Below are 22,908 nucleotides of genomic sequence, written 5' to 3'. Positions count from 1 at the left end.
GTGGCGCGGCGACGGTGCGTCACGGCCGGAGGGTGTGTCCACTATAGGCGGGACGAATTTCCCCCAAGTCGAATACGCGAGATTTTCTGCTCTACGGCCGTCGATTTGCTCCTCTATAAAGCGATATATGGCATCCAACTGACAGGCTGATACCTGGGATCACCAGCGGGAACGCCCGCACCGGCTGACGTTCATGAGAATCACATGGCATGGTTCAGGTTTGATGTGTCGGGGTCTTCCGGTGAGAGGGGGCGTACGGTCGTGCTGCCAGCTGGCATTTCGCGTATTTCATGTATTTCGCGGGCTTTTTCGTATGAATGGCGAAGAACGGACACCGGGAGGGGTAAGGGGGGCGGCGCCGGGACCCGTGCCGGCATGGTGGTGCTGCTCGCGGTGGTCCTGGCCGCCTGCTCGGGCACGGGGGGCTCGGGCGCGCGCACGGCCGGAGACGCGGGCATGACCGGCGGCACGAGCACAGGCGGCCCGAGTACGGGCAGCACAAGTACGGGCGGCCCGAGTGCGGGCGGCACCAGTACGGGCGGCACATCGGCCGGTCCGACCTCGCCCGGGGCCGGGGCGACTCCGGCCTGCGCGGTGACCGACAAGCTCATCCCGTCCTGCGGCGCCTGGTGGGGCCTGGCGCCGGAGATCTTCACCGGCGCGCCCGTGGACAAGGCGCTGCGCGGCGCGGAGACCCGCATGGGCGCCAGGGCCGACGTGGTGCACGTCTACCACCGGGGCAAGGACCTGTTCCCCACGGAGCGGGAGATCCGGATGGCCCGCGACCCGGCCGGCCCCCGGCTGCTGCTGGTCAACTGGAAGCCGTCGGTGGACCGCACGTGGGCGCAGATCGCCGACGGCGCCATCGACGGCCGGATCGACCGGCTGGCGGCGCACGTCCGGCGGGCGTTCCCCGAGCGGTTCTTCCTGACCATCCACCACGAGCCGGAGGACGACGTCCGCCCGGGGCCGGGGTCGGGGATGGAGGCGGCCGACTACGCGGCCATGTACCGCCACGTGGTGCTGCGGCTGCGCGAGAAGGGCGTGCGCAACGCGGTGACGGTCATGACGTACATGGGGGCGCCGAACTGGGCGGCGAAGCCCTGGTTCGAGGAGCTGTACCCTGGCGACGACGTGGTCGACTGGGTGGCGATGGACCCGTACGCCGACGACCGGGTGCGCGACTTCGACGGCCTGGTGAACAAGACCCGGCCGGAGTACTCCCGCTGGCCGGGCTTCTACCGGTGGACGCAGCTGCGCTTCCCGGGCAAGCCGGTGATGGTGGCCGAGTGGGGGGCGTTCCTGCGGGGCGAGGACCGGGCGTTCCAGCGGGCCTTCTTCGAGTCCGTACGCGCCCAGTTGTGGCACTACCCGCAGATCAAGGCGCTGGTGTACTTCGACTCCCCGCGGGCGCCGCGCGGGGACACCCGTTTCGACGCCGAGCCGGCGGCCGCCCGTGCCTTCAGCGAGCTCGCGCGAGATCCGCACTTTCGCTCGACGCCCGTGCCGCTGCCCTGACCTGCCACACGCGGCCGCCGATCGTGACGGCGACGGCGGCGGCCAGCGCCCAGAGGGTGGCCACGTTGCCGACGTTCAGCAGCTTGAGCGCGGAGGCGAGCAGCACGATCGCGAGCAGGGCCCTGATGAGGCCGCCGGGCGCCCGGGAGGAGATCCGGGCGCCGAGGTAGACGCCGGGGATCGAGCCGATGAGCAGCGAGACCGTGAGGTGGAGCTGGAAGTCGCCGAAGAGCAGATGGCCGAGCGCGGCCGACGTGACCAGCGGCACGGCCTGCACCAGGTCGGTGCCGACGAGCTGGTTGGCCTTGAGCATGGGGTAGAGCGCGATGAGCGCCACGATGATGAGCGACCCGGACCCGACCGACGACACACCGACGATCAAGCCACCTACCGTACCGACCAGTAGGGTCGGGATGGGGCGTACGACGATCTCGTCGGCCTCCGCCGTGCCGCCCCGGCCGCCCAGCAGCGTCTTGGCGGCCAGGCCCGCGACCGCCAGCAGCAGCGCGACACCGAGGGCGTACTTCACCCCGTCACCCACCGCGAACGCCCGCGCCACGAACACCCCGGCGAACGCCGCCGGCACCGATCCGGCGCACAGCCAGCCGACCAGGCGCAGGTTGACCGTGCCGCGGCGCAGGTGGACGACGCTGCCGACCGGCTTCATCACCGCCGAGGCCACCAGGTCGCTGGAGACCGCGGCGAGCGGCGGCACGTTGAAGAAGAGCATCATCATCGGGGTCATGAGGGCGCCGCCGCCCATGCCGGTCAGGCCGACGACGACGGCGACGAGAAAGGACCCCGCGATCAGGGGAAGGTCGATCAACGGACCCATCCTCCGCTCCGCAGCGCTCCCAGCACCTGGGAGACGGCCGCCTCGATCGAGATGTGCGTGGTGTCGATGACGAGGTCGGCGTCGTCCGGCTCCTCGTACGGGTCGGAGACGCCGGTGAACTCGGGGATGATCCCGGCCCGGGCCTTGGCGTACAGGCCCTTGCGGTCGCGCCGCTCGCACTCCTCCAGCGGGGTGGCGACGTGGACCAGCAGGAAGTCGGCGCCCACGGACTCGACCATCTCCCGCACCTCCTCGCGGGTGGCCGCGTAGGGGGCGATGGGGGCGCAGATGGCGAGGCCGCCGTGGCGGGCCGCCTCGGCGGCGACGAAGCCGATGCGCCGGATGTTGAGGTCGCGGTCGGCCTTGGAGAACGTCAGGCCCTTGGACAGCAGCGAACGCACCACGTCGCCGTCGAGGTAGGTGACGGTGCGGCTGCCGAGCTCCAGCAGCGCGTCGCGCAGGCCGCGCGCGATCGTGGACTTGCCGGAGCCGGACAGGCCGGTGAAGAACACCACGAGACCGCGCCGGTGCGGCGGCCCCGGAATGCTCACCGGCTCCGGGCCGGCCAGGTGCTCGGTCGCGCCGTAGGCGGTGGCGACGTGCTCGCGCAGCTCCAGGTCGAGCTCGGGCTCCTCGCGCGGCGCGAGCGGCACCGGCACGACGAGCGTGCCCTCGGGGAGCCGGTCCTTGGCCTTCAGCGCGGCGCGGACCACGGCGGGGCCGGGCTCGCCGTACGCGAGGGGGAGGAGCACGATCACCGCGTCGAGCTCCTTGGCGGTGGCGGTCACCTCGGCGAGGTCGTCGAGCGGCCCGCGCATGGTGACGACCAGCGACGGACGGCCGCAGAGCAGCTCGCGCACCTCCGCGGGAGTGCGCCGCAGCCGGGCGAACGGGCCGTGCTCGGCGGCGCCGAGACCGCGGAGCGGACCGGCGGCCAGGCCGTCGTGACCGCGCTCGGTCACGGTCAGCACGGCGAGCGGGGCGCCCTCCGGGTCGAGCAGCGTGACCTCGTCACCCGGGGCGACCTCCTCGGGCAGGCGCAGCGTGACGGGCGCCGGCCAGGGAGTGCCGTCGGCCAGGGTGCCGCGCTCGTGGACCGCGTGCAGGTCGTCGTGGCCGAGGAAACCCGTCAGCGGCTCGAACGCCCCCGACAGCAGCAGCTCCAGATCGGCCAGCTCCCGCGCCCCGGGGGTCCACTCCACGTCTCCGCCATCCCAACTATTCCGATTGAATTGGTAGGAAAGGAGTTTAGCGGGTGTCCGCGTGCGTCGCTAGATGAGACGGGCGAAGTGGTTCTGCGGCTTCCTGATGACCATGGTGATCTCGTCGTGCGCCGAAGGGTAGCGGCCCCGCGTCAGCCTGTCGGCCAGCGCCACCGCGGCGCGGCCGGCGGCGTTCATCGCGGGCGCGCTCGTCGCCGTCTCGTCGTCGGTGATCATGAGCCCCCGGCTGAGGCAGAAGGCGTGGATGCCGTCGCGCGAGGTCAGCGGCTCGTACACGGCCGGCAGCGGGCCCGGTGTGCCGTCGGTCACCAGGCGGCGCCACAGCGGGCGGCGCAGCCACCCCGGCGTGAGGCGGTCGCACAGGCCGTAGGCGGAGCGGCGGTCGCGCATGCGCAGCAGGATCAGCCCGCCCGGCCGCAGGGCCTGGAGCAGCCGGTCGAGCACCAGCTCGGCGTGGTGGATGCGCTCCAGCAGGAACGAGACCCGGACGACGTCGAACGACCTCGGGCGGATCGGCGCCGAGCGCAGGTCGCCCAGCACGCACGTGGACAGGTCGGCGCGCCGCCCGGTCGCGCTCCTGGTCACCGGCAGGTCCTCGTCGACCCCGGTGATGCGCGCCTCGATCCAGCCCGGGGCCGTCGCCTCGTCGCGCAGGCAGCCCGCCACCAGCACGTCGAGGCGGCGGCCGAGCTGCTCGGCCCACAGCTCGCGCAGGCGCTGGTCGAAGACGTCGCGGCGCGGGGAGACCGGCCGCAGATCAGGCATGCTACTCACAGTAGTCATCATATGACGGATGGTGGCGGGCCTCTCGTTCCCCTGCCTCGCCCCGCCGTGCCGTCCCGGGACACTGCTAGCGTGCCGCCCCATGGGGGACCAGGTGTACGTGGGCAACGCGGGCGTCGACGGGGCGGCGGACCACGGCTGGCTGCTCGGCCACTTCAAGCCGTACGGCGACCCGCGGCACAGCGAGGACGTCGAGATCAAGTGGGGCGTCCACCCGGCCGGCGAGGAGCGGGCCGCGTGGGTGACCGGCGAGCGGCGCACGGCGCTGCTCGTCCTGATCAGCGGCAGGTTCCGGGTGATGCTTCCCGGGCGCAGCGTCCTGCTGGAGCGCAGCGGCGACTACGTGGTGTGGGGGCGCGGGGTGGACCACTCGTGGCGCGCCGAGGAGGAGTCCGTGGTGCTGACCGTGCGCTGGCCGTCCGTGCCCGGGTACGCGGTCACCGACGGCCCGCCGCCAAGTACCCTTGATGGCTGAGACCCCCGCGACCACACTCGGCCGGGGGTAGTCGTGTTGCCGTCGTGGGGCTGTGGGCGTATCTGATGAGTCTTTCCGGGCTGCTTGACCTTGTTGCCGCCGACCCTAAGCTGACCGCCGCCCTGGATGAGGGCGGCGACGTCGCGCTGGTCGCTCCCGCCGCGCTGCGCCCGTTCGCCGTGGCCGCGCTGTCCGGGCACGACCAGCGCACGGTGCTCGCCATCACCGCGACCGGCCGTGAGGCCGAGGACCTGGCCGCCGCGCTGACCAGCCTCGTCGAGCCCTCGGCCGTCGCGGTCTTCCCCGGCTGGGAGACACTGCCGCACGAGCGGCTCTCGCCGCGCAGCGACACCGTGGGCCAGCGGCTCGCGGTGCTCAGGAGGCTGGCGCACCCGATCAAGGACGACCCGGCGGCCGGCCCGCTCAGCGTGATCGTGGCGCCCGTCCGCGCCCTGCTCCAGCCGCTCATGAAGGGGCTCGGCGACCTGTCGCCCATCCGGCTGCGGGCGGGCGACGACGCCGACCTCGAGGACGTCGTGGCGCGGCTCGTCGAGAACGGCTACCACCGCGTCGACATGGTGGAGCGGCGCGGCGAGGTCGCGGTGCGCGGCGGCCTGCTCGACGTCTTCCCGCCGACCGAGGAGCACCCGCTGCGCCTGGAGTTCTGGGGCGACACGGTCGAGGAGATCCGCTGGTTCAAGGTGGCCGACCAGCGCTCCTTGGAGGCGGCCGAGGGTGGCCTGTTCGCCCCGCCCTGCCGCGAGCTGCTGCTGACCCCCGAGGTGCGGGCGCGGGCCCGGGAGCTGGCCGCGCAGTACCCCGCGCTGGCCGAGGTGCTCGACCAGCTCGCCGAGGGCACGCCGGTCGAGGGCATGGAGGCGTTCGCCCCGGTCCTGGCGGGCGAGATGGACCTGCTGCTCGACCACCTGCCCGCCCGGTCCGCGGTGTTCGTCTGCGACCCCGAGCGCATCAGGGGGCGGGCCGAGGAGCTGGTGCACACCTCCCAGGAGTTCCTGGAGGCGTCCTGGATCACCGCGGCGGCCGGCGGCGAGGCGCCGATCGACCTCGGCGCGGCGGCCTTCCGGACGCTCGACGAGATCCGCCTGCACGCCGACGTGCTCGGCCAGCCGTGGTGGTCGATGGCGCCGTTCGGCGACGGGGTCGAGCTGGACGCCCACGACTCCGAGGCGTACCGGGGCGACACCGCGCGGGCGCTGGCCGACGTCAAGGGCTGGCTCGCCGAGGACAAGGCGGTCGTGCTGCTCAGCGAGGGGCACGGCCCGGCCGAGCGCATGGTCGAGGTGCTCAAGGGCGTCGACGTGCCGGCCAGGCTCCACACCCACCTCGACCAGCCGCCGGAGCCCAAGGTCGTGCACGTCAGCACCGGCCTCATCGAGCACGGCTTCGTCACCCCCGGCCTGGCCGTGCTCACCCACCTCGACCTGGTCGGCCAGAAGGCGTCCACCAAGGACATGCGGCGCCTGCCGTCCCGCCGCCGCAACATGGTGGACCCGCTCCAGCTCAAGGTCGGCGACCACGTCGTCCACGAGCAGCACGGCGTGGGCCGCTACGTCGAGATGGTCCAGCGCACCGTCCAGGGCGCCACCCGCGAGTACCTCGTCATCGAGTACGCCAAGGGCGACCGCCTGTACGTGCCCACCGACCAGCTCGACGAGGTCACCCGCTACGTCGGCGGCGAGGCGCCCACCCTCAACCGGATGGGCGGCGCCGACTGGGCCAAGGCCAAGTCCCGGGCCAAGAAGGCCGTCAAGGAGATCGCCGGCGAGCTGATCCGCCTCTACTCCGCGCGCATGGCCTCGCCCGGCCACGCCTTCGGCGCCGACACGCCGTGGCAGCGCGAGATGGAGGACGCCTTCCCCTACGCCGAGACCGGTGACCAGCTCGAAGCCATCGACGAGGTCAAGCGCGACATGGAGCGCGGCATCCCGATGGACCGGCTGATCTGCGGCGACGTCGGCTACGGCAAGACCGAGATCGCCGTGCGCGCCGCCTTCAAGGCCGTGCAGGACGGCAAGCAGGTGGCCGTGCTCGTGCCCACCACGCTGCTGGTCCAGCAGCACCTGTCGACGTTCACCGAGCGCTTCTCCAGTTTCCCGATCACCATCAAGCCGGTCTCCCGCTTCCAGACCGACGGCGAGGTCAAGGGCACCCTCGAAGGGCTCCGCGCGGGCGCCGTGGACGTGGTCATCGGCACCCACCGGCTGCTCAGCCCGGAGGTGCGGTTCAAGGACCTCGGGCTGATCATCATCGACGAGGAGCAGCGGTTCGGCGTCGAGCACAAGGAGGCCATGAAGCACCTGCGCACCCAGGTCGACGTGCTGGCCATGTCCGCCACGCCGATCCCGCGCACGCTGGAGATGGGCCTGACCGGCATCCGCGAGATGTCCACCATCCTCACCCCGCCGGAGGAGCGGCACCCGATCCTCACGTTCGTCGGGCCCTACGACGAGAAGCAGATCACGGCGGCGATCCGGCGCGAGCTGATGCGCGACGGCCAGATCTTCTTCGTGCACAACCGCGTGGCCTCCATCAACAAGGTCGCCGCGCGGCTGCGCGAGATGGTGCCCGAGGCGCGGATCGCGGTGGCCCACGGCCAGATGAACGAGCACCAGCTCGAAAAGATCATGGTGGGCTTCTGGGAGCGGGAGTACGACCTGCTCGTCTCCACCACGATCGTGGAGTCCGGGCTGGACGTGCCCAACGCCAACACGCTGATCGTGGACCGGGCCGACAACTACGGCCTGTCGCAGCTCCACCAGATCCGCGGCCGCGTCGGGCGGGGCAGGGAGCGGGGTTACGCGTACTTCCTGTACCCGCCGGAGAAGCCGCTCACCGAGACCGCCCACGAGCGCCTGGCGACCATCGCGCAGCACACCGAGATGGGCGCCGGCATGTACGTCGCGATGAAGGACCTGGAGATCCGCGGCGCCGGCAACGTGCTGGGCGCCGAGCAGTCCGGGTTCATCGCGGGCGTCGGCTTCGACCTGTACGTCCGGCTCATGGCCGAGGCCGTGGAGGAGCAGAAGGCCAAGCTGTCCGGTGTGGAGACGCAGGAGGAGCACCACGACGTCAAGGTCGAGCTGCCCATCAACGCGCACATCCCGCACGACTACGTCACCTCCGAGCGGCTGCGGCTGGAGGCGTACAAGCGGATCGCCGCGATCACCACGGAGATCCACATCCACGAGGTGCGGGAGGAGCTGACCGACCGCTACGGCAGGCCGCCCGTCGAGGTGGAAAACCTGCTGGAGGTCGCCCGCTTCCGCATCAGGGCGCGCCAGGCCGGGCTCACCGACGTCACCCTGCAGGGACAGAACATCAAGTTCGGCCCGGCCCGGCTGCGCGAGTCGCAGCAGGTGCGGCTCGACCGCCTCTACAAGAAGGCCATCTACAAGCAGGCGGCCGAGACGCTGCTCGTGCCCGTGCCGAAGACGAAGCCGCTGGGCGGGCAGCCGCTGCGCGACCTCGACCTGCTCAAGTGGTGCGGCGACCTCGTCGAGGCGATGTTCCTGGAGCCTGTGAGGGTAAGCTAGCCGACGGCTTTGAGGCGGACAGCGAGTTTTGTCGTGAAGGGACGCAAGTGAAGTCGATTCGAATGGCTGTGGCCGCCGTCGCGGCAGGGGTGAGCCTCGTCGCGCTGACCGCCTGCTCCGCGCCCATGGAGGCCGGCGCCGCGGCCGTCGTCGGGAACGAGCGCATCTCGGCGGGCGATCTCAAGCGCAACGTCAAGGAGTACGACGCCGCGCTGGCGAAGACCGGCCTCAGCGCCCAGTCGCTCGGCATCCCCGGCTCCACCACCGAGGTGGTGCTCTACCAGCTCGCCAACATCGAGCAGGCCGAGCAGCTCGTGCAGAAGGCCAAGGTCAACGTCACCGAGGGCGAGGTCGACCGGGCCATCACGGGCGCCACCCAGCAGGGCGGCAGCTTCGAGCAGTACATGGTCTCCCAGGGCATGGCGCCAAGCATGGGCCGCCGGTTCATGCGCATCTCGGTGGGACTGCAGAAGCTGCTCTCCCAGTACGGCGGCGGCACGGACCAGGCGGCTCAGCAGCGCGGCAGCGAGCGGATCCAGAAGGAGGCCGCGACCATCCCGATCACCTACAGCCCCCGCTACGGGGTGCTCAACGCGCAGCGGTCGCAGGAGAACCCCGCCCTGTTCGTCGACGGCGGCCGGTTCGGCAAGGCCGTGCCGCAGGGCAGCGCGCAGCAGCAGGGCTGACCGGTGCCGCTGGTCGTCGTCACCACCTCGCCCCGGGTCGCGCCGGGGCTGCTCAGCCACCAGGCGTGGCAGGCGCTGCGGTCCGGCCGGGTGCTCGCCGGGTCGCCGGCGCACCCGCAGCTCCCGTACCTGGCCGAGGCCGGGATCGAGGTGACGGTCGTCGCGCCCGACGCCCACCGGCTGGCCCGTGAGGCCGTCGAGGGGACCGTGGTGTGGCTGGCCGAGGACGACGAGGACTTCATGCGCGCGCTCGGCCACGCCGCGATCGCGCTGGAGGACCCGCCGCTGATCGAGGTCGTGCCCGGCTCGTACGACCTGCCGGGCGCCCGGGTGCTCGACCTGGTGGCGGTGATGGACCGGCTGCGGACCGAGTGCCCGTGGGACCGCAAGCAGACCCACGAGTCGCTGGTGCCGTACCTGCTCGAAGAGGCCTACGAGGTGCTGGAGACCATCGAGCAGGGCGACCACGCGGCGCTGCGCGAGGAGCTGGGCGACCTGCTGCTCCAGGTGGTGTTCCACGCGCGGGTGGCCGAGGGCTTCGACGTGGACGACGTGGCCGCCGGCATCGTCGAGAAGCTCGTGCGGCGGCATCCGCACGTGTTCGGCTCGGTGCGGGCCGACAGCGCCGACGAGGTCAACGACAACTGGGAGGCCATCAAGGCCGCCGAGCGGGCCGCCAGGGACGAGGAGCCGTCCGTGCTGGACGGGGTCCCGCTGGGCCAGCCGTCGCTGTCGCTGGCGGCCCAGCTCCTGCGGCGTGCCGGGCGCGGGGGCGCCCCGGACGCCCTGGCCGCCGCGGTCGGCGAGGGCCTGGGCCGGGAGCTGTTCGACCTGGTACGCCGTGCGCAGGACGCGGGCGTGGACGCCGAGGCGGAGCTGCGCGCGGCGGCCCGCTCCTACCGTGACCGGGTACGCGCCTGGGAGTCCTCCCGGTCCTGACCCGTCCCTCGGTCCGTGCCGGATCACGCGATCCGGTGGCGCCGGACGACGGTGAAATGTCAGGATCGCGGGGTTACGGGGGTGATGCGGGGTGCCTGAGCCACGGGTGTTGCACGCCGACGAGCCGCCGGAGATCGGCGGCTACCGCCTCCTGGGCGGCCTGGGCGACGGCGGCCAGGGGTCCGTGTACCTGGGGAAGGACGCCGGTGGCCGCCGGGTCGCGGTCAAGGTCCTGCACGCCCGGCTCATGGGGAACGACCGGGCCACGCGCCGGTTCCTCCAGGAATGCGTCCTCGCCGGCCGCGTCGCCGCCTTCTGCACCGCCAGGGTGATCGACTCCGGGCTGGCCGACGGCCGGCCGTACATCGTGAGCGAGTACGTCCCCGGCCCGTCGCTGCGGGAGCTGGTGGCGGAGGAGGGCCCTCGGACGGGCGGGGCGCTCGACCGGCTGGCCGTCGGCACCGTGGCCGCCCTGGGCGCCATCCACCGCGCCGGGATCGTCCACCGCGACTTCAAGCCGGCAAACGTCCTGTGCGGCCCCGACGGGCCCCGGGTCATCGACTTCGGCATCGCGAAGGGCGTGGAGGCGGCCACCTCGGCGAGCACGGTCGTCGGGACGCCGGGCTACATGGCGCCCGAGCAGATCGCCGGTGACCCGGCCACGCCCGCCTCGGACCTGTTCGCCTGGGCCGCCACGATGGCGTACGCCGCCACGGGGCGGTCCCTGTTCGCGGGGGAGTCGATTCCCGCGGTGATGCACCGGATCCTCACCGAGGAGCCCGACCTGTCCGGGGTGGACGAGCCGCTCCGCTCGCTGCTGGCCGCCTGCCTGGACAAGCGGCCGGCAGCCCGTCCCTCCGCCGCCGACGCGCTGTCCGCGCTGATGGAGGGCGGCCTGATGGAGGGCGGGCCGGCGGAGGGCGGGCCCGTGCTGGAGCGGACGCTGCTGGAGGGCACCCCGTTCGAGGACGCGGGCCGGCGAGGCGTGGGTGGACGGGGCGAGGACGGGCGGGGCGAGGACGGGCACGGCGCGTTCCCGGCTGAGGTCCGGACCGCCCGCCCCGGTCGGCGTCACGGGCCGCGCGGGACGTCACGGGACGACGGGAACCCCCCTGCCGGGCGGCTCCGGGCCGGAAACCGCCAGGTCGAGGGCCTCGAATCCGGGGACCCGGAGCGGGACGAGGGGTTGGTGGTGAGCCGGCGCGGCCGGGCGGTGGCCGTGGGCGGGCTGGCCGTGCTCGTGCTCGGCGGCGTGGCACTGGGGCTGAACTGGAACGGGAGCTCGCTCGGGAGCAGATCCGGGTCCGCCTCCTCCGCCGCCGGTCGCGGCGGGCCGGACGGTGCCGACGTCGCCGAGGCGTACGGCCCGTCGTCCGGTGTGGCGCTGCGCGGGCGGGAGGCCGCCGCGCTCGCGGTCGGCGAGATGGGCGGCCGGGCCGTCGTGGCCGTCGCGCGGGAAGGGGAGCCCGTCCAGGTGTGGGACGCCGCCACGGGCGGACGGCTGGCCGCCGCGCCGGAGCCGGCTCGGGGCGTGACCTCGCTGGCCTTCGCCGAGGTGGGCGGCGCCCCCACGGTGGTGTGGGCGGCCGAGGACGGCCGCGTCTCACGCTGGACCCCGACGCTCACGCCTGCCGGACCCACCGCGTCACCTGCCGCGGGGGAGGTCTCCGCCGCGTCGGCCGGGGCGCGCGGCGCCGTACGCGCCTTCACCGCCTGTACCAGCCGCAGCCCCCAGGCCGCCGCGACCGCGGCCGTGATGGCCGTCGTGGGCCGCGAGGAGGGCCCCGCCGTGGCGGTCGGCTGCGCCGGCGGCATGGTGCGGGCGTGGGACCTGCTGAGCGGGCGCAAGTCCGGCCTGTTCTTCGCCGGAGAAGCCGCGATCACCGGTGTGGCCTGGCCGGGCAGCGGTTCGCGGGTGGTGTTCGGTACCGCCGCGACCCACTTCCAGATCGGCGACCTGTGGGGCCACGAGAAGGCCGTCAAGGTCCACGTGGACGGCCGGGTCTCCCACGTCGTCAGCCGGGGCGGGCTCGTCGCGGCGAGCGTCGAGGGGAGGGGCGGCGCCACGGTGTACGACGTGACGGGCCGGGAGGTGTGCCGGGTCCCCGCGCAGGAGGCTCCGGGCACGGCCGCGCTGGCGCTCACCGAGGCCGGAGGGCGCGCCCTGCTCGCCGGAGCCGTCACAGCGGGTGGTGGGCTGCGCGTGTGGGACGCCCGTACCTGTGGGCGGGTCGCCACGCTCCTGCCCTCCGGCTCCGTCACGGCCCTCGCCGCCGGCCCGCTCGACGGGAGTCCGGGCCTGGTCGCGGCCGTCGGCGGCACGATGCGCGCGTGGACCCTGCGGGCCGGGAGGTAAGGGTACCGATAGGCTCTGAAGGCATATCGCCTTTCGACTTAGGAGCGCATCCCGTGGCTACCATCGAGGTCGTTTACGCCCGCGAGATCCTCGACTCCCGGGGCAACCCCACGGTGGAGGTCGAGGTCGTCCTCGACGACGGCAGCAGCGGCCGGGCGGCCGTGCCGAGCGGCGCCTCCACCGGTCAGTTCGAGGCCGTGGAGCTGCGCGACGGCGACGAGCGGTACGGCGGCAAGGGCGTGGAGAAGGCCGTGCTCGCCGTCACCGACGAGATCTTCGACGAGATCCACGGCGTCGAGGCCGAGGACCAGCGCATCATCGACCAGATCATGATCGACCTGGACGCGACGCCGAACAAGTCCAAGCTGGGCGCCAACGCCATCCTGGGCGTCTCCCTGGCCGTGGCCAAGGCCGCCGCCGACAGCGCCGAGCTGCCGCTGTTCCGCTACCTCGGGGGCCCCAACGCCCACGTGCTGCCCGTGCCGATGATGAACATCCTCAACGGCGGCGCCCACGCCGACACCAACGTCGACATCCAGGAGTTCATGATCGCGCCGATCGGGGCCGAGACGTTCCGCGAGGCGGTTCGCATGGGCACCGAGATCTACCACACGCTCAAGAAGGTGCTGAAGGAGAAGGGCTACGCCACGGGCCTCGGCGACGAGGGCGGCTTCGCCCCCAACCTGCCGTCCAACCGTGACGCCCTCGACCTCATCCTGGTCGCCATCGAGCGGGCCGGCTACACGCCGGGTGAGGACGTCGCGCTGGCGCTGGACGTGGCCGCCTCCGAGTTCCACAAGGACGGCGTCTACACGATCGACGGCAAGGGCCTGTCGGCCCAGGAGCTGATCGCCTTCTACACCGACCTCGTCGACAACTACCCGCTGGTCTCCATCGAGGACCCGCTGGACGAGGAGGACTGGGAGGGCTGGAAGGCCATCACCGAGGCCCTCGGCGACCGGGTCCAGCTCGTCGGCGACGACCTGTTCGTGACCAACCCCGAGCGGCTGGAGCGCGGCATCCGGAGCGGCACCGCCAACGCGCTGCTGGTCAAGGTCAACCAGATCGGCACCCTGTCGGAGACGCTCGACGCCGTCGACCTGGCCCACCGCAACGGCTACCGTTGCATGATGAGCCACCGCTCCGGCGAGACCGAGGACACGACGATCGCCGACCTCGCCGTGGCCGTCAACTGCGGCCAGATCAAGACCGGCGCCCCGGCCCGCTCCGACCGCGTGGCCAAGTACAACCAGCTGCTCCGCATCGAGGAGCTGCTGGACGACGCCGCTCGCTACGCGGGTCGCGGGGCGTTCCCGCGTTTTCGCCGCTAGTTTCGGGTACGGTCCCCGCGGCCGCCGATCGACCGCGGGCCCGTGACCGGGCCCGCCGCGCGGGCGCGACGTGAGGGGGGATGCGCAGAGCATGGCGAAGAGACCGCAGCTGACCGGCCGGGCCGCCATTCTCGCGGTCGTGGTGTGCGCGATCGCGATGAGTCTGGCCTACCCCGTGCGCGAGTACATCGCCCAGCGCCGCGCCATCGCGCAGTTGCAGGCGGAGAAGGCGCGGGTCGAGGCGGACCGGCGGACGCTGGAGGCGCGGGTGCAGCAGATCCGCGACCCCAACTGGATCAAGCGGACGGCCAAGGAGCGGCTGCACTACTGCGGCGCGGGCGAGAAGTGCTACGTGGTGATGGACGCCGACGAGGGCAGGACGCCGGCCACGGTGAAGCAGCCCGCCGCCCCGCCGCCGTGGTACCAGACGCTGTGGCGGTCCGTCGAGGCGGCCGATTCGGGCACGGGCCACCAGGTGGGCACACGGGAGAAGGAGAGCGTTGGAAAGCCCTGAGAACGAGGCCGGCACCGGCCGGGTCGCCGAGCGGGACCTGGAGGCGGTGCGCCGGCAGCTCGGCAGGCCGCCCAGGGGCGCGCGCGGGGTGGCGCACCGCTGCCCGTGCGGCAACCCCGACGTGGTGGAGACCGCGCCGCGCCTGCCGGACGGCTCGCCGTTCCCGACCCTGTACTACCTGACCTGCCCGCGGGCCGCCTCGGCGATCGGCACGCTGGAGGGCTCGGGCCTGATGCGGGAGATGCAGGCCCGCCTGGCCGACGACCCGGAGCTGGCCGCCGCCTACCAGGCCGCGCACGACGACTACATCGCCAGGCGCGACAAGGCGGCCGAGGACGAGGGCATGGAACCGCTTCCTCGTGGCATGCAGAGCACCGGGGGCATGCCGGCGCGGGTCAAGTGCCTGCACGCGCTCGTCGCGCACGAGCTGGCGGTCCCCGGGGCAAACCCGTTCGGCCGGGAGGCGCTCGATGCCCTCCCCGACTGGTGGAGTGACGGACCATGCGTGTAGCCGCCATCGACTGCGGCACCAACTCCGTACGCCTGCTCATCGCGGACGTCTCCGACGACACGCTCACGGATGTGGAGCGGCGGATGGAGATCGTGCGCCTGGGGCAGGGCGTCGACCGTACCGGCCGGCTGGCCGCCGACGCGCTGGAGCGCACGTTCGCCGCCATGCGCGGCTATCGCAAGCTGATCGACCAGCACGGCGCCGAGCGCACGAGGGTCGTGGCGACGAGCGCGACGCGTGACGCGGCCAACCGTGACGAGTTCACGGCCGGGGTGCGGGAGATCTTCGGGGTGGACCCGGAGGTCGTGACCGGCTCGGAGGAGGCGGAGCTGTCGTTCACGGGTGCGACCAGGGGGCTGGTGCATCTGTCGCGCGAGACCGAGGTGCCCGAGGGGCCGATGCCTCCGTACCTGGTGGTGGACATCGGCGGCGGCTCGACGGAGTTCGTCGTCGGCTCCGCGCACGCGGAGGCCGCGATCTCGGTGGACATCGGCTGCGTGCGGCTCACCGAGCGGCACCTGCGCGACGCCGGCGACCCGCCGTCGGCGCAGGCGCTGGAGGCCGTGGTGGCCGACATCGACGACGCGCTCGACAAGGTGACCGACGCGGTCCCGGTGGAGCGGGCGCACACGCTGGTGGGCCTGGCGGGGTCGGTGACCACCGTCGCGGGCATCGCCCTGGACCTGCCGGCGTACGACCCGGCGCGCATCCATCACTCCCGTGTCGCTGCCGAGCGGGTGCACGAGGTGACGCGGCGGCTGCTCGCGATGACCCATGGTGAGCGAGCCGCCATTCCGGTGATGCATCCGGGTCGTGTCGACGTCATCGGCGTGGGCGCGCTCATCCTCGACCGGATCGTCCGCCGTTTCGCGTTTGCCCAGGTCGTGGTGAGCGAACACGACATTCTGGACGGAATTGCCTGGTCGCTAGCCTGAAACGCCTCTAAATCCGGACATTTCATCTTCGCGTTCGTGTTGAGCGTGCAATCAGTTTTGTGCTTAGGTAAAGGGGCAAAACGGGGGCTTTGCCATATTGCCGTGCATAGGTATGCCGGCGTGGCGACCGTTCCCGAGCGCGTCTTTTCCCTCACGGAATGGAGCACTCTCACATGCAGTCCTCTCCCTTAGCACGCAAGGCGGCGGCGTTCGGCGCCTCCGCCACCGTGCTGGCGGGCATGGTCGCGGCGCTGGTCGCCAGCCCCGCCCAGGCCGCCACCCCGGTCGCGACGGCGGCGCCCGCCGCCGGTACGGCGGGCCTGTCCGCCGCCGCGTCCGCCACGAAGTCGCCCAAGGTCTCGATCTCCACGCCGAAGGCCTCCACGGGCAACTACGAGGGGTCGTGCCCCGTCAACGTGACCGTGTCCTCCAGGATCAAGGTCACCGTCGACGGCAGGACCACGCTGGCCTACCGCTGGCTCCACGGGGACGGTTCCAAGGGCAAGATCAAGACGGTCAAGCTCAAGGGCCACGGGGCCAAGTACGTCAAGGTGAGCGAGAAGCTGAAGTTCGAGGAGAACGTCAAGGGCTGGGAGGCCGTCCAGGTCCTCGGCCCGCGCAAGGCGGTCTCCAAGAAGGGCTACTTCTCGGTCAGCTGTCAGAAGCCGATCGTCATCGAGGAGGAGCAGGGCCCCGAGGTCTCGGCGCGCGTCTGGGCGAGCCCCAGCCGCTACGTCGGCACCTGCGCCACCTCCAGTGACAAGGTCGACTTCACCGGTGTCATCCGGGTCAGCGACCCGGCCTGGGTCAAGTACCGCTGGGTCCTGAACGGCCGCGTCGTCGACTACGGCAGGACCAAGGTCTACGGCAGCAAGCGGGTCGGCTTCGGCATCTCCCCGCGGGAGAGCCAGCGCGGCTACGCGCAGCTGGAGATCCTCGGCCCGGACCGCACCTCCTCCAACCGGGCCTACTACAAGGTCTGGTGCAAGGACGAGGCCCCGGCCACCCGCGTCTCGGTGTCCAGCCTGGTGACCGCGACGAACAACATCGGTTGCAAGGTCGGCGCACACGCCACCCTGAGCTCCACCGGCCGCGCCCGCGTCGAGTACGCGTGGAAGGTCAACGGCACGACCGTGGACACGGACGACGTGTACTTCTCCGGCGCCGGCTCCCGCACCGTCACGCTCTCCGACCAGGTGCTGGCCGGCGACGCGACCAAGGGCGGCAAGATCACGCTGACGGCCTCCGGGGCGGGCAGCACCGACTCGATCACGCAGTCGTACGCCGCCTGCGAGGCTCCCAAGCCCACCGTCTCGGTGTCGGGCGTCTCCCAGACCGGCCAGCGCAACGACATGTGCGCCTCCGGGCGTGGCCCCGGCGTGGACTTCAAGGCCACCCTCACCAGCACGGGTCCCACCACCGTCAAGTACTACTGGCTGGTCAACGGCCAGAAGGACGGCGGCGACCTCACCCGTGAGGTGAACGGCAGCACCGAGGTGCTCTGGGGCGTCGGCGGCACGCACAAGGCCACCGAGACCAAGGGCAACATCGAGCTCGTCGTGGTGAGCCCGAACTCGGTCACCTCGGGCAACGCCGCCTTCTCGGCGGTCTGCCCGAAGCCGGTGGCCGGCTGAACGGCTCGGCACACCGGTTGATCTAGACCGGATGGCGTCCCCGTGGCGCCATCCGGTTTTTCTTGTTGGCAGTACTGCGCAAAACACAGTAGTGTGCAGCGCGTGGATAGCACCCAGCTCCTCAAGGGCGTGCTCGACCTGGCCGTCCTCGCGGTGCTTGCCGAGCGCGACGGCTACGGCTACGACGTCGTGCGCCGGCTGCGCGAAGCCGGCCTGGAGGAGGTGGGCGACGCCTCGGTCTACGGCACGCTCCGCAGGCTCTTCAAGGCGGGCGCGCTCAACTCCTACGTGGTGGCCTCCGACGAGGGGCCGCACCGCAAGTACTACGGGCTGAACGACACCGGCAGGCGGATGTACGCCTCCTACGCCGGCATCTGGGGCTCGTTCGCCGCCACCATGGCATCCCTGCTCAAGGAGGGACACGCATGACAAGCATCGCAGAGTACGCGCAGGCCGTACGGGATGCCCTGGCCGACCACCCGGAGCGGGAGGAGTTGCTGGAGGACCTGGACGACCACCTGGCGGAGATCGCGGCCGAGTCGGACGCGACGCTGGAGGAGCGGCTCGGACCGCCGGCCACGTACGCGGAGGAGCTCGCGGCCGCCTACGGGGGCCGGCCGGCGGGCCGCCAGAGGCGCCGGCTGGACCTTCGCAGGCGGCTGGAGGATCTTCATGCCCTGCTGCTCCGGAAGGGGCCCTACCGCGCTCTCGTGGGCTTCCTGCCGGGCTTACGGCCCGGCTGGTGGGTGCTGCGCGGCTACGTGCTCGCCATGCTCCTGGCCGACCTCGCCACCGACGACCATGTCGTGCCCGACAACCTCGGCGAGTGGGTGATCGTGGCCGCGGCCGTCTGGGCCTCGGTCTGGCTCGGCAGGCGGGGCGGCGGCCGGGTGGCGCTCCCGGTCGCGCTGGTCGCCAACGCGGTGACCGGGGTGACGCTGCTGGCCGGGTACGCGCTCGCCATGCACCTCGCCACCTCGGACGACAGGCTGCAGGCCATCGGGTCGGACCGGGTCATGATGGAGACCGTCTCAGGGGTGGACGGCGAGGTCTACAACATCAAGCCGTACGCCAAGGACGGCACGCCGCTGACCGACGTCTACCTCTACGACCAGGACGGCAACCCGGTCATCACCCACCCCGAGAACTACGGCTACTCGGTCGACCGCTCCTGCGGTGAGCCCATCCTCAACCGCTACCCCCTGCCGCTGGTCGCCGACGAGGGCACCACCGAGGAGTCCGGCGTCACCCGTATGGCCCCGTGCCCCTCCGTCTCGTCGGCCCAGCCCATGCCGAGCGTGCAGCCGGAGGCCACGGCCAGTGCCACGGAAGCCGCTACAGTCACGCCGACCCCCGAGAAGCCGAGCGCCACGCCCACGCCGAAGCGGTCCCGCTGATCGGGCACCATCGGAGGCATGAGCTTCGTACCTCCAGGCACCGGCTGGCCCGGCGACCCGGCGACCGCTGACACCCCGGTCGCCCAGGACCCCGCGGACGTGCGCCGCCTCGCCGCCACCAGTCCCACCCTCGCGGAGCTCACGGCCCGGCAGTCCGTCTGCCGGGCCTGTCCCCGCCTGGTGGAGTGGCGTGAAGAGGTCGCCCGGGTGAGGCGGCGCGCGTTCGCGGACGAGACGTACTGGGGGCGGCCGGTCGCCGGCTGGGGGGACGAGGAGCCGGGCATCCTCATCACCGGCCTCGCCCCGGCCGCGCACGGGGGCAACCGGACCGGCCGCATCTTCACCGGCGACCGCAGCGGCGACTGGCTGTTCGCATCGCTGCACCGCTGCGGCCTGGCCGCGCAGGAGACGAGCACGCACGCGGGCGACGGGCAGCGGCTGATCGGCACCCGGGTGGTGGCCTCCGTCCGGTGCGCGCCGCCCGCCAACAAGCCCACGCCGGAGGAGAAGGCCGCCTGCTTCCCGTGGCTGGCGCGGGAGATCGGCATGGTCGCGCCGTCCGTGCGCGTGGTCGTGGCGCTCGGCGGCTACGCCTGGCAGGCCGGGTGGCCCGCGCTGAGGGAGGCCGGCTACACCCTGCCGCGCGTCAGGCCGCCGTTCGGGCACGGGGCCGAGGCGGTGATCGCGTACGAGGGGACGCCGGTGACGCTGCTCGGCTGTTATCACCCGAGCCAGCAGAACACCTTCACCGGCCGCGTGACGGCCCGGATGCTCGACGACGTCTTCCTCCGGGCCCGCGAGCTGTCGGTGTGACGCGTTGCATTGCTCACGGATTGGAGTTATCGGGTCCACTTGACGTAGGCTTGTGAATGATTTCACAAGCTCCGCGAGGGATGGGCCTCAGGATGAACAAGCACATCTTGATCGTCGGCGGCGGCTACGTCGGCCTCTACACCGCTCTGCGCCTCCAGCGCAAGCTCGGCCGAGAGCTGCGCAACGGCGAGGCGAGCATCACGATCATCGACCCCCAGTCCTACATGACCTACCAGCCGTTCCTGCCCGAGGCGGCGGCGGGCAACCTGTCGCCGCGGCACATGGTCGCGCCCCTGCGCCGGGTCCTGCCCAAGGCGCGGATCCTCAACGGCACGGTGACGGAGGTCGACCACGCCGCCCGCGTGGTCACCTTCCAGCCGGCCGAGGGCGAGGCGCGCAAGGTCTCCTACGACGTCATCGTGATGGCCGCCGGCTCGATCTCGCGGACGCTGCCGATCCCCGGGCTCACCGACATCGGCATCGGCTTCAAGACCGTCGGCGAGGCCATCGCGCTGCGCAACCGCGTCCTGCACCTGCTCGACGTGGCCGAGTCCACCGACGACCCCGAGGTGCGCCGCCGGGCGCTCACCTTCGTCGTGGTCGGCGCCGGCTTCGCGGGCGTCGAGGCGCTGGCCGAGCTGGAGGACATGGCCAAGGACTCCACCCGCTACTACCGCAACATCAGCCCCGCCGACATCCGCTGGGTGCTGGTCGAGGCCACGAACCGGGTGCTGCCCGAGGTCGGCCCCGAGATGGGCAAGTGGACGCTGGAGCAGCTGCGCGAGCGCGGCATCGACGTCAAGCTGGACACGCGTCTGGAGTCGTGCCTCGACGGCCACGTCGTGCTCTCCGACGGCACGGAGTTCGAGGCGGACACCCTCGTCTGGACCGCCGGCGTCAAGCCCAGCGTGGTCGTCAACTCCACCGACCTCCCGCTCGACGAGCGCGGCCGGATCAAGACCACCGCCGCGCTGACCGTCGCCGGCACGAGGGACGCCTTCGCCGCCGGTGACATCGCGGGTGTGCCCGACGTCACCAACCCCGGCCAGTACTGCGCCCCCAACGCCCAGCACGCGGTGCGGCAGGCGAAGGTCCTCGCCGACAACCTCATCCGCCACCTCCGCGGGGAGCAACTGGTCGACTACCGCCACAAGTATGTGGGATCGGTCGCCGGTCTCGGCCTGCACCAGGGTGTGGCGAACGTCTACGGCGTCAAGCTTCGCGGATTCCCTGCGTGGTTCATGCACCGCACCTACCATCTGTCGCGGGTGCCGACGCTGAACCGCAAGGTCCGCGTCGTCGTCGACTGGACCCTGGCGTTGTTCTTCAAGCGGGAGACGATCTCGCTCGGCGAGGTCGAGCACCCGCGTGACGGGTTCCGGGCCGCCGTGGCGACGATGCGTCACTGAGCCCAGTACGGCAGCGCCCCGGTGCACTACGCGCCGGGGCGTTCCGGCGCCCCCGACCTGGCGACTGAAAGGGGAACCCGCGGGTGGCGCTCTCAGCGGTGACCGTGCTCGGGATGGACCGGCCCGGAGTCATCGCCGCGATCACCGGCTCGCTCGCCGAGTGCGGTGCCAACATCACCGATTCGACGATGACGCTGCTCGGCGGCCACATCGCGATGATGTTCCTGGTCTCCGGCCGCCTCGGCGCCGAAGAGATCACCGAACGGCTGCGCACCTCCGACCTCGTGGTGACCGCCGCCGCGGTGGAGGCCCGCCGCCACTTCGACTGCGTCTCCACCGGCCACGGCCACGTGCTGACCCTCCACGGCCCCGACCGGCCGGGGATCATCTCCGCCGTCAGCGCCGTCCTCGCCGCCGTCGGCGGCAACATCACCGGCATGAGCACCCGCCTGACCGGGCGTCTCTACGTGCTCATCGCGGACGTCGACCTGCCGGCCGCGGTCGACACCCGCGCGCTCGCGCGCGATCTCGCGGAGGTCGGATCCGGCCTCGGCTCCGAGATCACCTTCCGCCCCGCCGAACCGGTCCGCTCATGATCGGGCGCTCCGGGATGCCCGGCGGCACCGGCCTTCGATGCCCTCACCTGCACTGCTTGCGAGGAACGAGAGATCCCGTCACCATCGAGTCCGATGCCTCCTTAGCCGGGGGTATTCCGCACCTACGGGACCACTTGATGGGGCTGCCCTTCCTGGACACAACGTCAGGAGCTCTATCACTTGACCGCACACTTCACAGTTGTGACGCATGATGCGAAGTTGTGCTCAACGGAAGCATGGTCCGTTTCGTATGATTGCGGCGCCCCCGTAGCCCAATGGCAGAGGCAAACCCCTTAAAAGGGTTGACGTGCGGGTTCGAATCCCGCCGGGGGCACCTGCGTCTACCACGGGAAATGCGTTTCTCCGGCGATACCGGGTCCGGGAACTCACCGGCCGGCACGTTCGTTGTCGTCCTGGTTGAAGTCTCGAAACTACATAGATCTGAGCGCGAGTTGACCTAGGCGGCGACCCGTCCCATAGGCTCGGCGCACAGGAGGCAGCGATGGAGAGCAAGAACCCGGTTTTCAGCAGGACACGACAGCAGTCAGCCGGGTGGGGCGCCCCCACCCCGACTCCCGGCCAGTTGCAGAACATGTACGACACTCCGTCGTACGCTCCCCCCGTCAGGCCGGCCTTCCGCACGATGACGCTCGACGACGTCGTGGTCCGCGGGTTCATGACCCTCGGCACACTGGTCGTGGGCGCCGCCGCCGCCTGGTACTTCCAGGTCTCGATGGGCGTGGCCGCCGCCGCGGCCATCGTCGCGCTGGTCCTCGGCCTCGTGGCGTCCTTCAAGCAGAGCGTCAACCCCGCTCTGATCCTCGGCTACGCCCTCTTCGAGGGCGTGTTCCTCGGCGCGATCAGCCGGGTGTACGAGTCGTTCTTCAACGGCATCGTGCTCCAGGCGGTCCTCGGCACGGCATTGGCCTTCGGCGCGGTCCTGGCGGTGTACGCGCTGCGCATCGTGCGCGTCACTCCCAAGCTCGTGAAGTTCGTCGTCGCCGCGGGCCTCGCGGCCGTCGGCCTCATGCTGGTCAACCTCGTGGTCGGCATCTTCGTGGACGGCGGACTCGGCCTGCGCACCGACAGCCCGCTCGGCTGGGGCTTCAGCCTCCTGATGATCCTGGTCGGCTGCTTCTTCCTCCTGCTCGACTTCGACTCCATCGAGCAGGGCGTCCGTGAGGGCGCTCCGGAGAAGTTCGCCTGGCAGTGCGCGTTCGGCCTCACGCTGAGCCTCGTGTGGATCTACCTTGAGGTGCTGCGCTTCATCAGCTACTTCACCAACAGCGACTGACCACCCGCGCCGGCGGTGTCCGGCCGGTCGAAGGGGCTCCGCCGATCCGGCGGGGCCCCTTCTGTGTCGCCGGATGATGAACCCCGCGTAACGAAGTGGTGGCGA

Annotated in this window: 20 protein-coding genes and 1 tRNA gene; 18 read left to right on the top strand and 3 right to left on the bottom strand. The window is 71.7% G+C overall.

Annotation, left to right across the window (positions count from 1 at the left end; translation table 11 throughout):
- Positions 1 to 375 precede the first annotated feature (375 nt).
- Entirely contained in the window at positions 376 to 1,518 is a 1,143-nt protein-coding gene (locus AB0H64_RS26775) for a hypothetical protein (protein WP_357629620.1), read from the top strand.
- On the opposite strand, the gene AB0H64_RS26770 is transcribed toward AB0H64_RS26775, so the two are convergent.
- The 3 genes from AB0H64_RS26770 to AB0H64_RS26760 all read right to left on the bottom strand — a co-directional run bounded on the left by AB0H64_RS26770 (position 1,463) and on the right by AB0H64_RS26760 (position 4,341).
- On the bottom strand, positions 1,463 to 2,344 hold the full coding sequence (locus AB0H64_RS26770; protein ID WP_357629617.1) for a sulfite exporter TauE/SafE family protein: 882 nt from the start codon (positions 2,342 to 2,344) through the stop codon (positions 1,463 to 1,465). The two genes, AB0H64_RS26775 and AB0H64_RS26770, sit on opposite strands and share 56 nt — an antisense overlap.
- On the bottom strand, positions 2,341 to 3,555 hold the full coding sequence (gene cysC, locus AB0H64_RS26765; RefSeq protein WP_357629615.1) for an adenylyl-sulfate kinase: 1,215 nt from the start codon (positions 3,553 to 3,555) through the stop codon (positions 2,341 to 2,343). Before cysC ends, AB0H64_RS26770 begins: the two co-directional genes overlap by 4 nt.
- 69 nt (positions 3,556 to 3,624) lie before the next feature.
- Positions 3,625 to 4,341: a class I SAM-dependent methyltransferase gene (locus AB0H64_RS26760; protein WP_357629612.1), complete on the bottom strand. Its 717-nt coding sequence runs from the start codon at positions 4,339 to 4,341 to the stop codon at positions 3,625 to 3,627.
- 100 nt (positions 4,342 to 4,441) lie between these two features.
- On the opposite strand from AB0H64_RS26760, the gene AB0H64_RS26755 reads away from it, so the two are divergent.
- From AB0H64_RS26755 to AB0H64_RS26675, 17 genes are all read left to right on the top strand, one after another.
- Positions 4,442 to 4,834, top strand: a complete 393-nt coding sequence (locus AB0H64_RS26755; RefSeq protein WP_357629609.1) for a signal peptidase I — start codon at positions 4,442 to 4,444, stop codon at positions 4,832 to 4,834.
- 65 nt (positions 4,835 to 4,899) lie between these two features.
- The gene (gene mfd / locus AB0H64_RS26750) at positions 4,900 to 8,388 is read left to right on the top strand and encodes a transcription-repair coupling factor (RefSeq protein WP_357629606.1); all 3,489 of its coding nucleotides are present in this window, start codon (positions 4,900 to 4,902) and stop codon (positions 8,386 to 8,388) included.
- Between the two features lie 47 nt (positions 8,389 to 8,435).
- Positions 8,436 to 9,074, top strand: coding sequence for a SurA N-terminal domain-containing protein (locus tag AB0H64_RS26745; RefSeq protein ID WP_357629604.1), 639 nt, complete (start codon positions 8,436 to 8,438; stop codon positions 9,072 to 9,074).
- Between the two features lie 3 nt (positions 9,075 to 9,077).
- Entirely contained in the window at positions 9,078 to 10,013 is a 936-nt protein-coding gene (locus AB0H64_RS26740) for a MazG family protein (RefSeq protein WP_357629601.1), read from the top strand.
- A gap of 91 nt (positions 10,014 to 10,104) precedes the next feature.
- Positions 10,105 to 12,369: a WD40 repeat domain-containing serine/threonine-protein kinase gene (locus AB0H64_RS26735; RefSeq protein WP_357629598.1), complete on the top strand. Its 2,265-nt coding sequence runs from the start codon at positions 10,105 to 10,107 to the stop codon at positions 12,367 to 12,369.
- Positions 12,370 to 12,422: 53 nt separating this feature from the next.
- Entirely contained in the window at positions 12,423 to 13,700 is a 1,278-nt protein-coding gene (eno, locus tag AB0H64_RS26730) for a phosphopyruvate hydratase (RefSeq protein ID WP_357629595.1), read from the top strand.
- Positions 13,701 to 13,791: 91 nt separating this feature from the next.
- Positions 13,792 to 14,214, top strand: coding sequence for a septum formation initiator family protein (locus AB0H64_RS26725; RefSeq protein WP_357629593.1), 423 nt, complete (start codon positions 13,792 to 13,794; stop codon positions 14,212 to 14,214).
- Positions 14,201 to 14,725 carry a DUF501 domain-containing protein gene (locus AB0H64_RS26720; protein WP_357629590.1) on the top strand — a complete coding sequence of 175 codons (525 nt, stop codon included), beginning with the start codon at positions 14,201 to 14,203 and terminating at the stop codon, positions 14,723 to 14,725. The genes AB0H64_RS26725 and AB0H64_RS26720 overlap by 14 nt, the downstream gene beginning before the upstream one ends.
- Positions 14,716 to 15,660 carry a Ppx/GppA phosphatase family protein gene (locus AB0H64_RS26715; RefSeq protein WP_357629588.1) on the top strand — a complete coding sequence of 315 codons (945 nt, stop codon included), beginning with the start codon at positions 14,716 to 14,718 and terminating at the stop codon, positions 15,658 to 15,660. The genes AB0H64_RS26720 and AB0H64_RS26715 overlap by 10 nt, the downstream gene beginning before the upstream one ends.
- A 173-nt stretch (positions 15,661 to 15,833) precedes the next feature.
- The gene (locus AB0H64_RS26710) at positions 15,834 to 17,294 is read left to right on the top strand and encodes a hypothetical protein (protein WP_357629585.1); all 1,461 of its coding nucleotides are present in this window, start codon (positions 15,834 to 15,836) and stop codon (positions 17,292 to 17,294) included.
- Positions 17,295 to 17,396: 102 nt separating this feature from the next.
- The gene (locus AB0H64_RS26705; protein WP_310709683.1) at positions 17,397 to 17,723 is read left to right on the top strand and encodes a PadR family transcriptional regulator; all 327 of its coding nucleotides are present in this window, start codon (positions 17,397 to 17,399) and stop codon (positions 17,721 to 17,723) included.
- Entirely contained in the window at positions 17,720 to 18,691 is a 972-nt protein-coding gene (locus AB0H64_RS26700; protein ID WP_357629583.1) for a hypothetical protein, read from the top strand. Before AB0H64_RS26705 ends, AB0H64_RS26700 begins: the two co-directional genes overlap by 4 nt.
- Positions 18,692 to 18,709: 18 nt before the next feature.
- Entirely contained in the window at positions 18,710 to 19,504 is a 795-nt protein-coding gene (locus tag AB0H64_RS26695) for a uracil-DNA glycosylase (RefSeq protein WP_357629581.1), read from the top strand.
- 92 nt (positions 19,505 to 19,596) lie between these two features.
- A complete protein-coding gene (locus AB0H64_RS26690) occupies positions 19,597 to 20,913 on the top strand; it encodes an NAD(P)/FAD-dependent oxidoreductase (RefSeq protein ID WP_357629578.1) in 1,317 nt (438 codons plus the stop codon).
- 83 nt (positions 20,914 to 20,996) lie between these two features.
- Complete coding sequence (locus tag AB0H64_RS26685) at positions 20,997 to 21,509, top strand: ACT domain-containing protein (RefSeq protein WP_357629575.1); 513 nt, start codon at positions 20,997 to 20,999, stop codon at positions 21,507 to 21,509.
- A gap of 261 nt (positions 21,510 to 21,770) precedes the next feature.
- A tRNA-Leu gene (locus AB0H64_RS26680) sits at positions 21,771 to 21,843 on the top strand.
- Between the two features lie 168 nt (positions 21,844 to 22,011).
- On the top strand, positions 22,012 to 22,803 hold the full coding sequence (locus AB0H64_RS26675; protein WP_357629572.1) for a Bax inhibitor-1/YccA family protein: 792 nt from the start codon (positions 22,012 to 22,014) through the stop codon (positions 22,801 to 22,803).
- The last annotated feature ends 105 nt before the right edge of the window (positions 22,804 to 22,908 follow it).

The organism is Nonomuraea sp. NPDC050733, from assembly GCF_040654215.1.
Classification (GTDB): Bacteria; Actinomycetota; Actinomycetes; order Streptosporangiales; family Streptosporangiaceae; genus Nonomuraea.
Note: the sequence above shows the minus strand (reverse complement) of the source record. Positions and strands in the feature narration are given on the sequence as shown.

Bases quoted from the DNA above. Each gene is read 5' to 3' on its own strand.
- AB0H64_RS26775 (WP_357629620.1), top strand. From the start codon at position 376: ATGGTGGTGCTGCTCGCGGTGGTCCTGGCCGCCTGCTCGGGCACGGGG.
- AB0H64_RS26760 (WP_357629612.1), bottom strand. From the start codon at position 4,341: ATGCCTGATCTGCGGCCGGTCTCCCCGCGCCGCGACGTCTTCGACCAG.
- AB0H64_RS26755 (WP_357629609.1), top strand. From the start codon at position 4,442: ATGGGGGACCAGGTGTACGTGGGCAACGCGGGCGTCGACGGGGCGGCG.
- mfd (WP_357629606.1), top strand. From the start codon at position 4,900: ATGAGTCTTTCCGGGCTGCTTGACCTTGTTGCCGCCGACCCTAAGCTG.
- AB0H64_RS26725 (WP_357629593.1), top strand. From the start codon at position 13,792: ATGGCGAAGAGACCGCAGCTGACCGGCCGGGCCGCCATTCTCGCGGTC.
- AB0H64_RS26715 (WP_357629588.1), top strand. From the start codon at position 14,716: ATGCGTGTAGCCGCCATCGACTGCGGCACCAACTCCGTACGCCTGCTC.
- AB0H64_RS26710 (WP_357629585.1), top strand. From the start codon at position 15,834: ATGCAGTCCTCTCCCTTAGCACGCAAGGCGGCGGCGTTCGGCGCCTCC.
- AB0H64_RS26700 (WP_357629583.1), top strand. From the start codon at position 17,720: ATGACAAGCATCGCAGAGTACGCGCAGGCCGTACGGGATGCCCTGGCC.
- AB0H64_RS26695 (WP_357629581.1), top strand. From the start codon at position 18,710: ATGAGCTTCGTACCTCCAGGCACCGGCTGGCCCGGCGACCCGGCGACC.
- AB0H64_RS26690 (WP_357629578.1), top strand. From the start codon at position 19,597: ATGAACAAGCACATCTTGATCGTCGGCGGCGGCTACGTCGGCCTCTAC.
- AB0H64_RS26675 (WP_357629572.1), top strand. From the start codon at position 22,012: ATGGAGAGCAAGAACCCGGTTTTCAGCAGGACACGACAGCAGTCAGCC.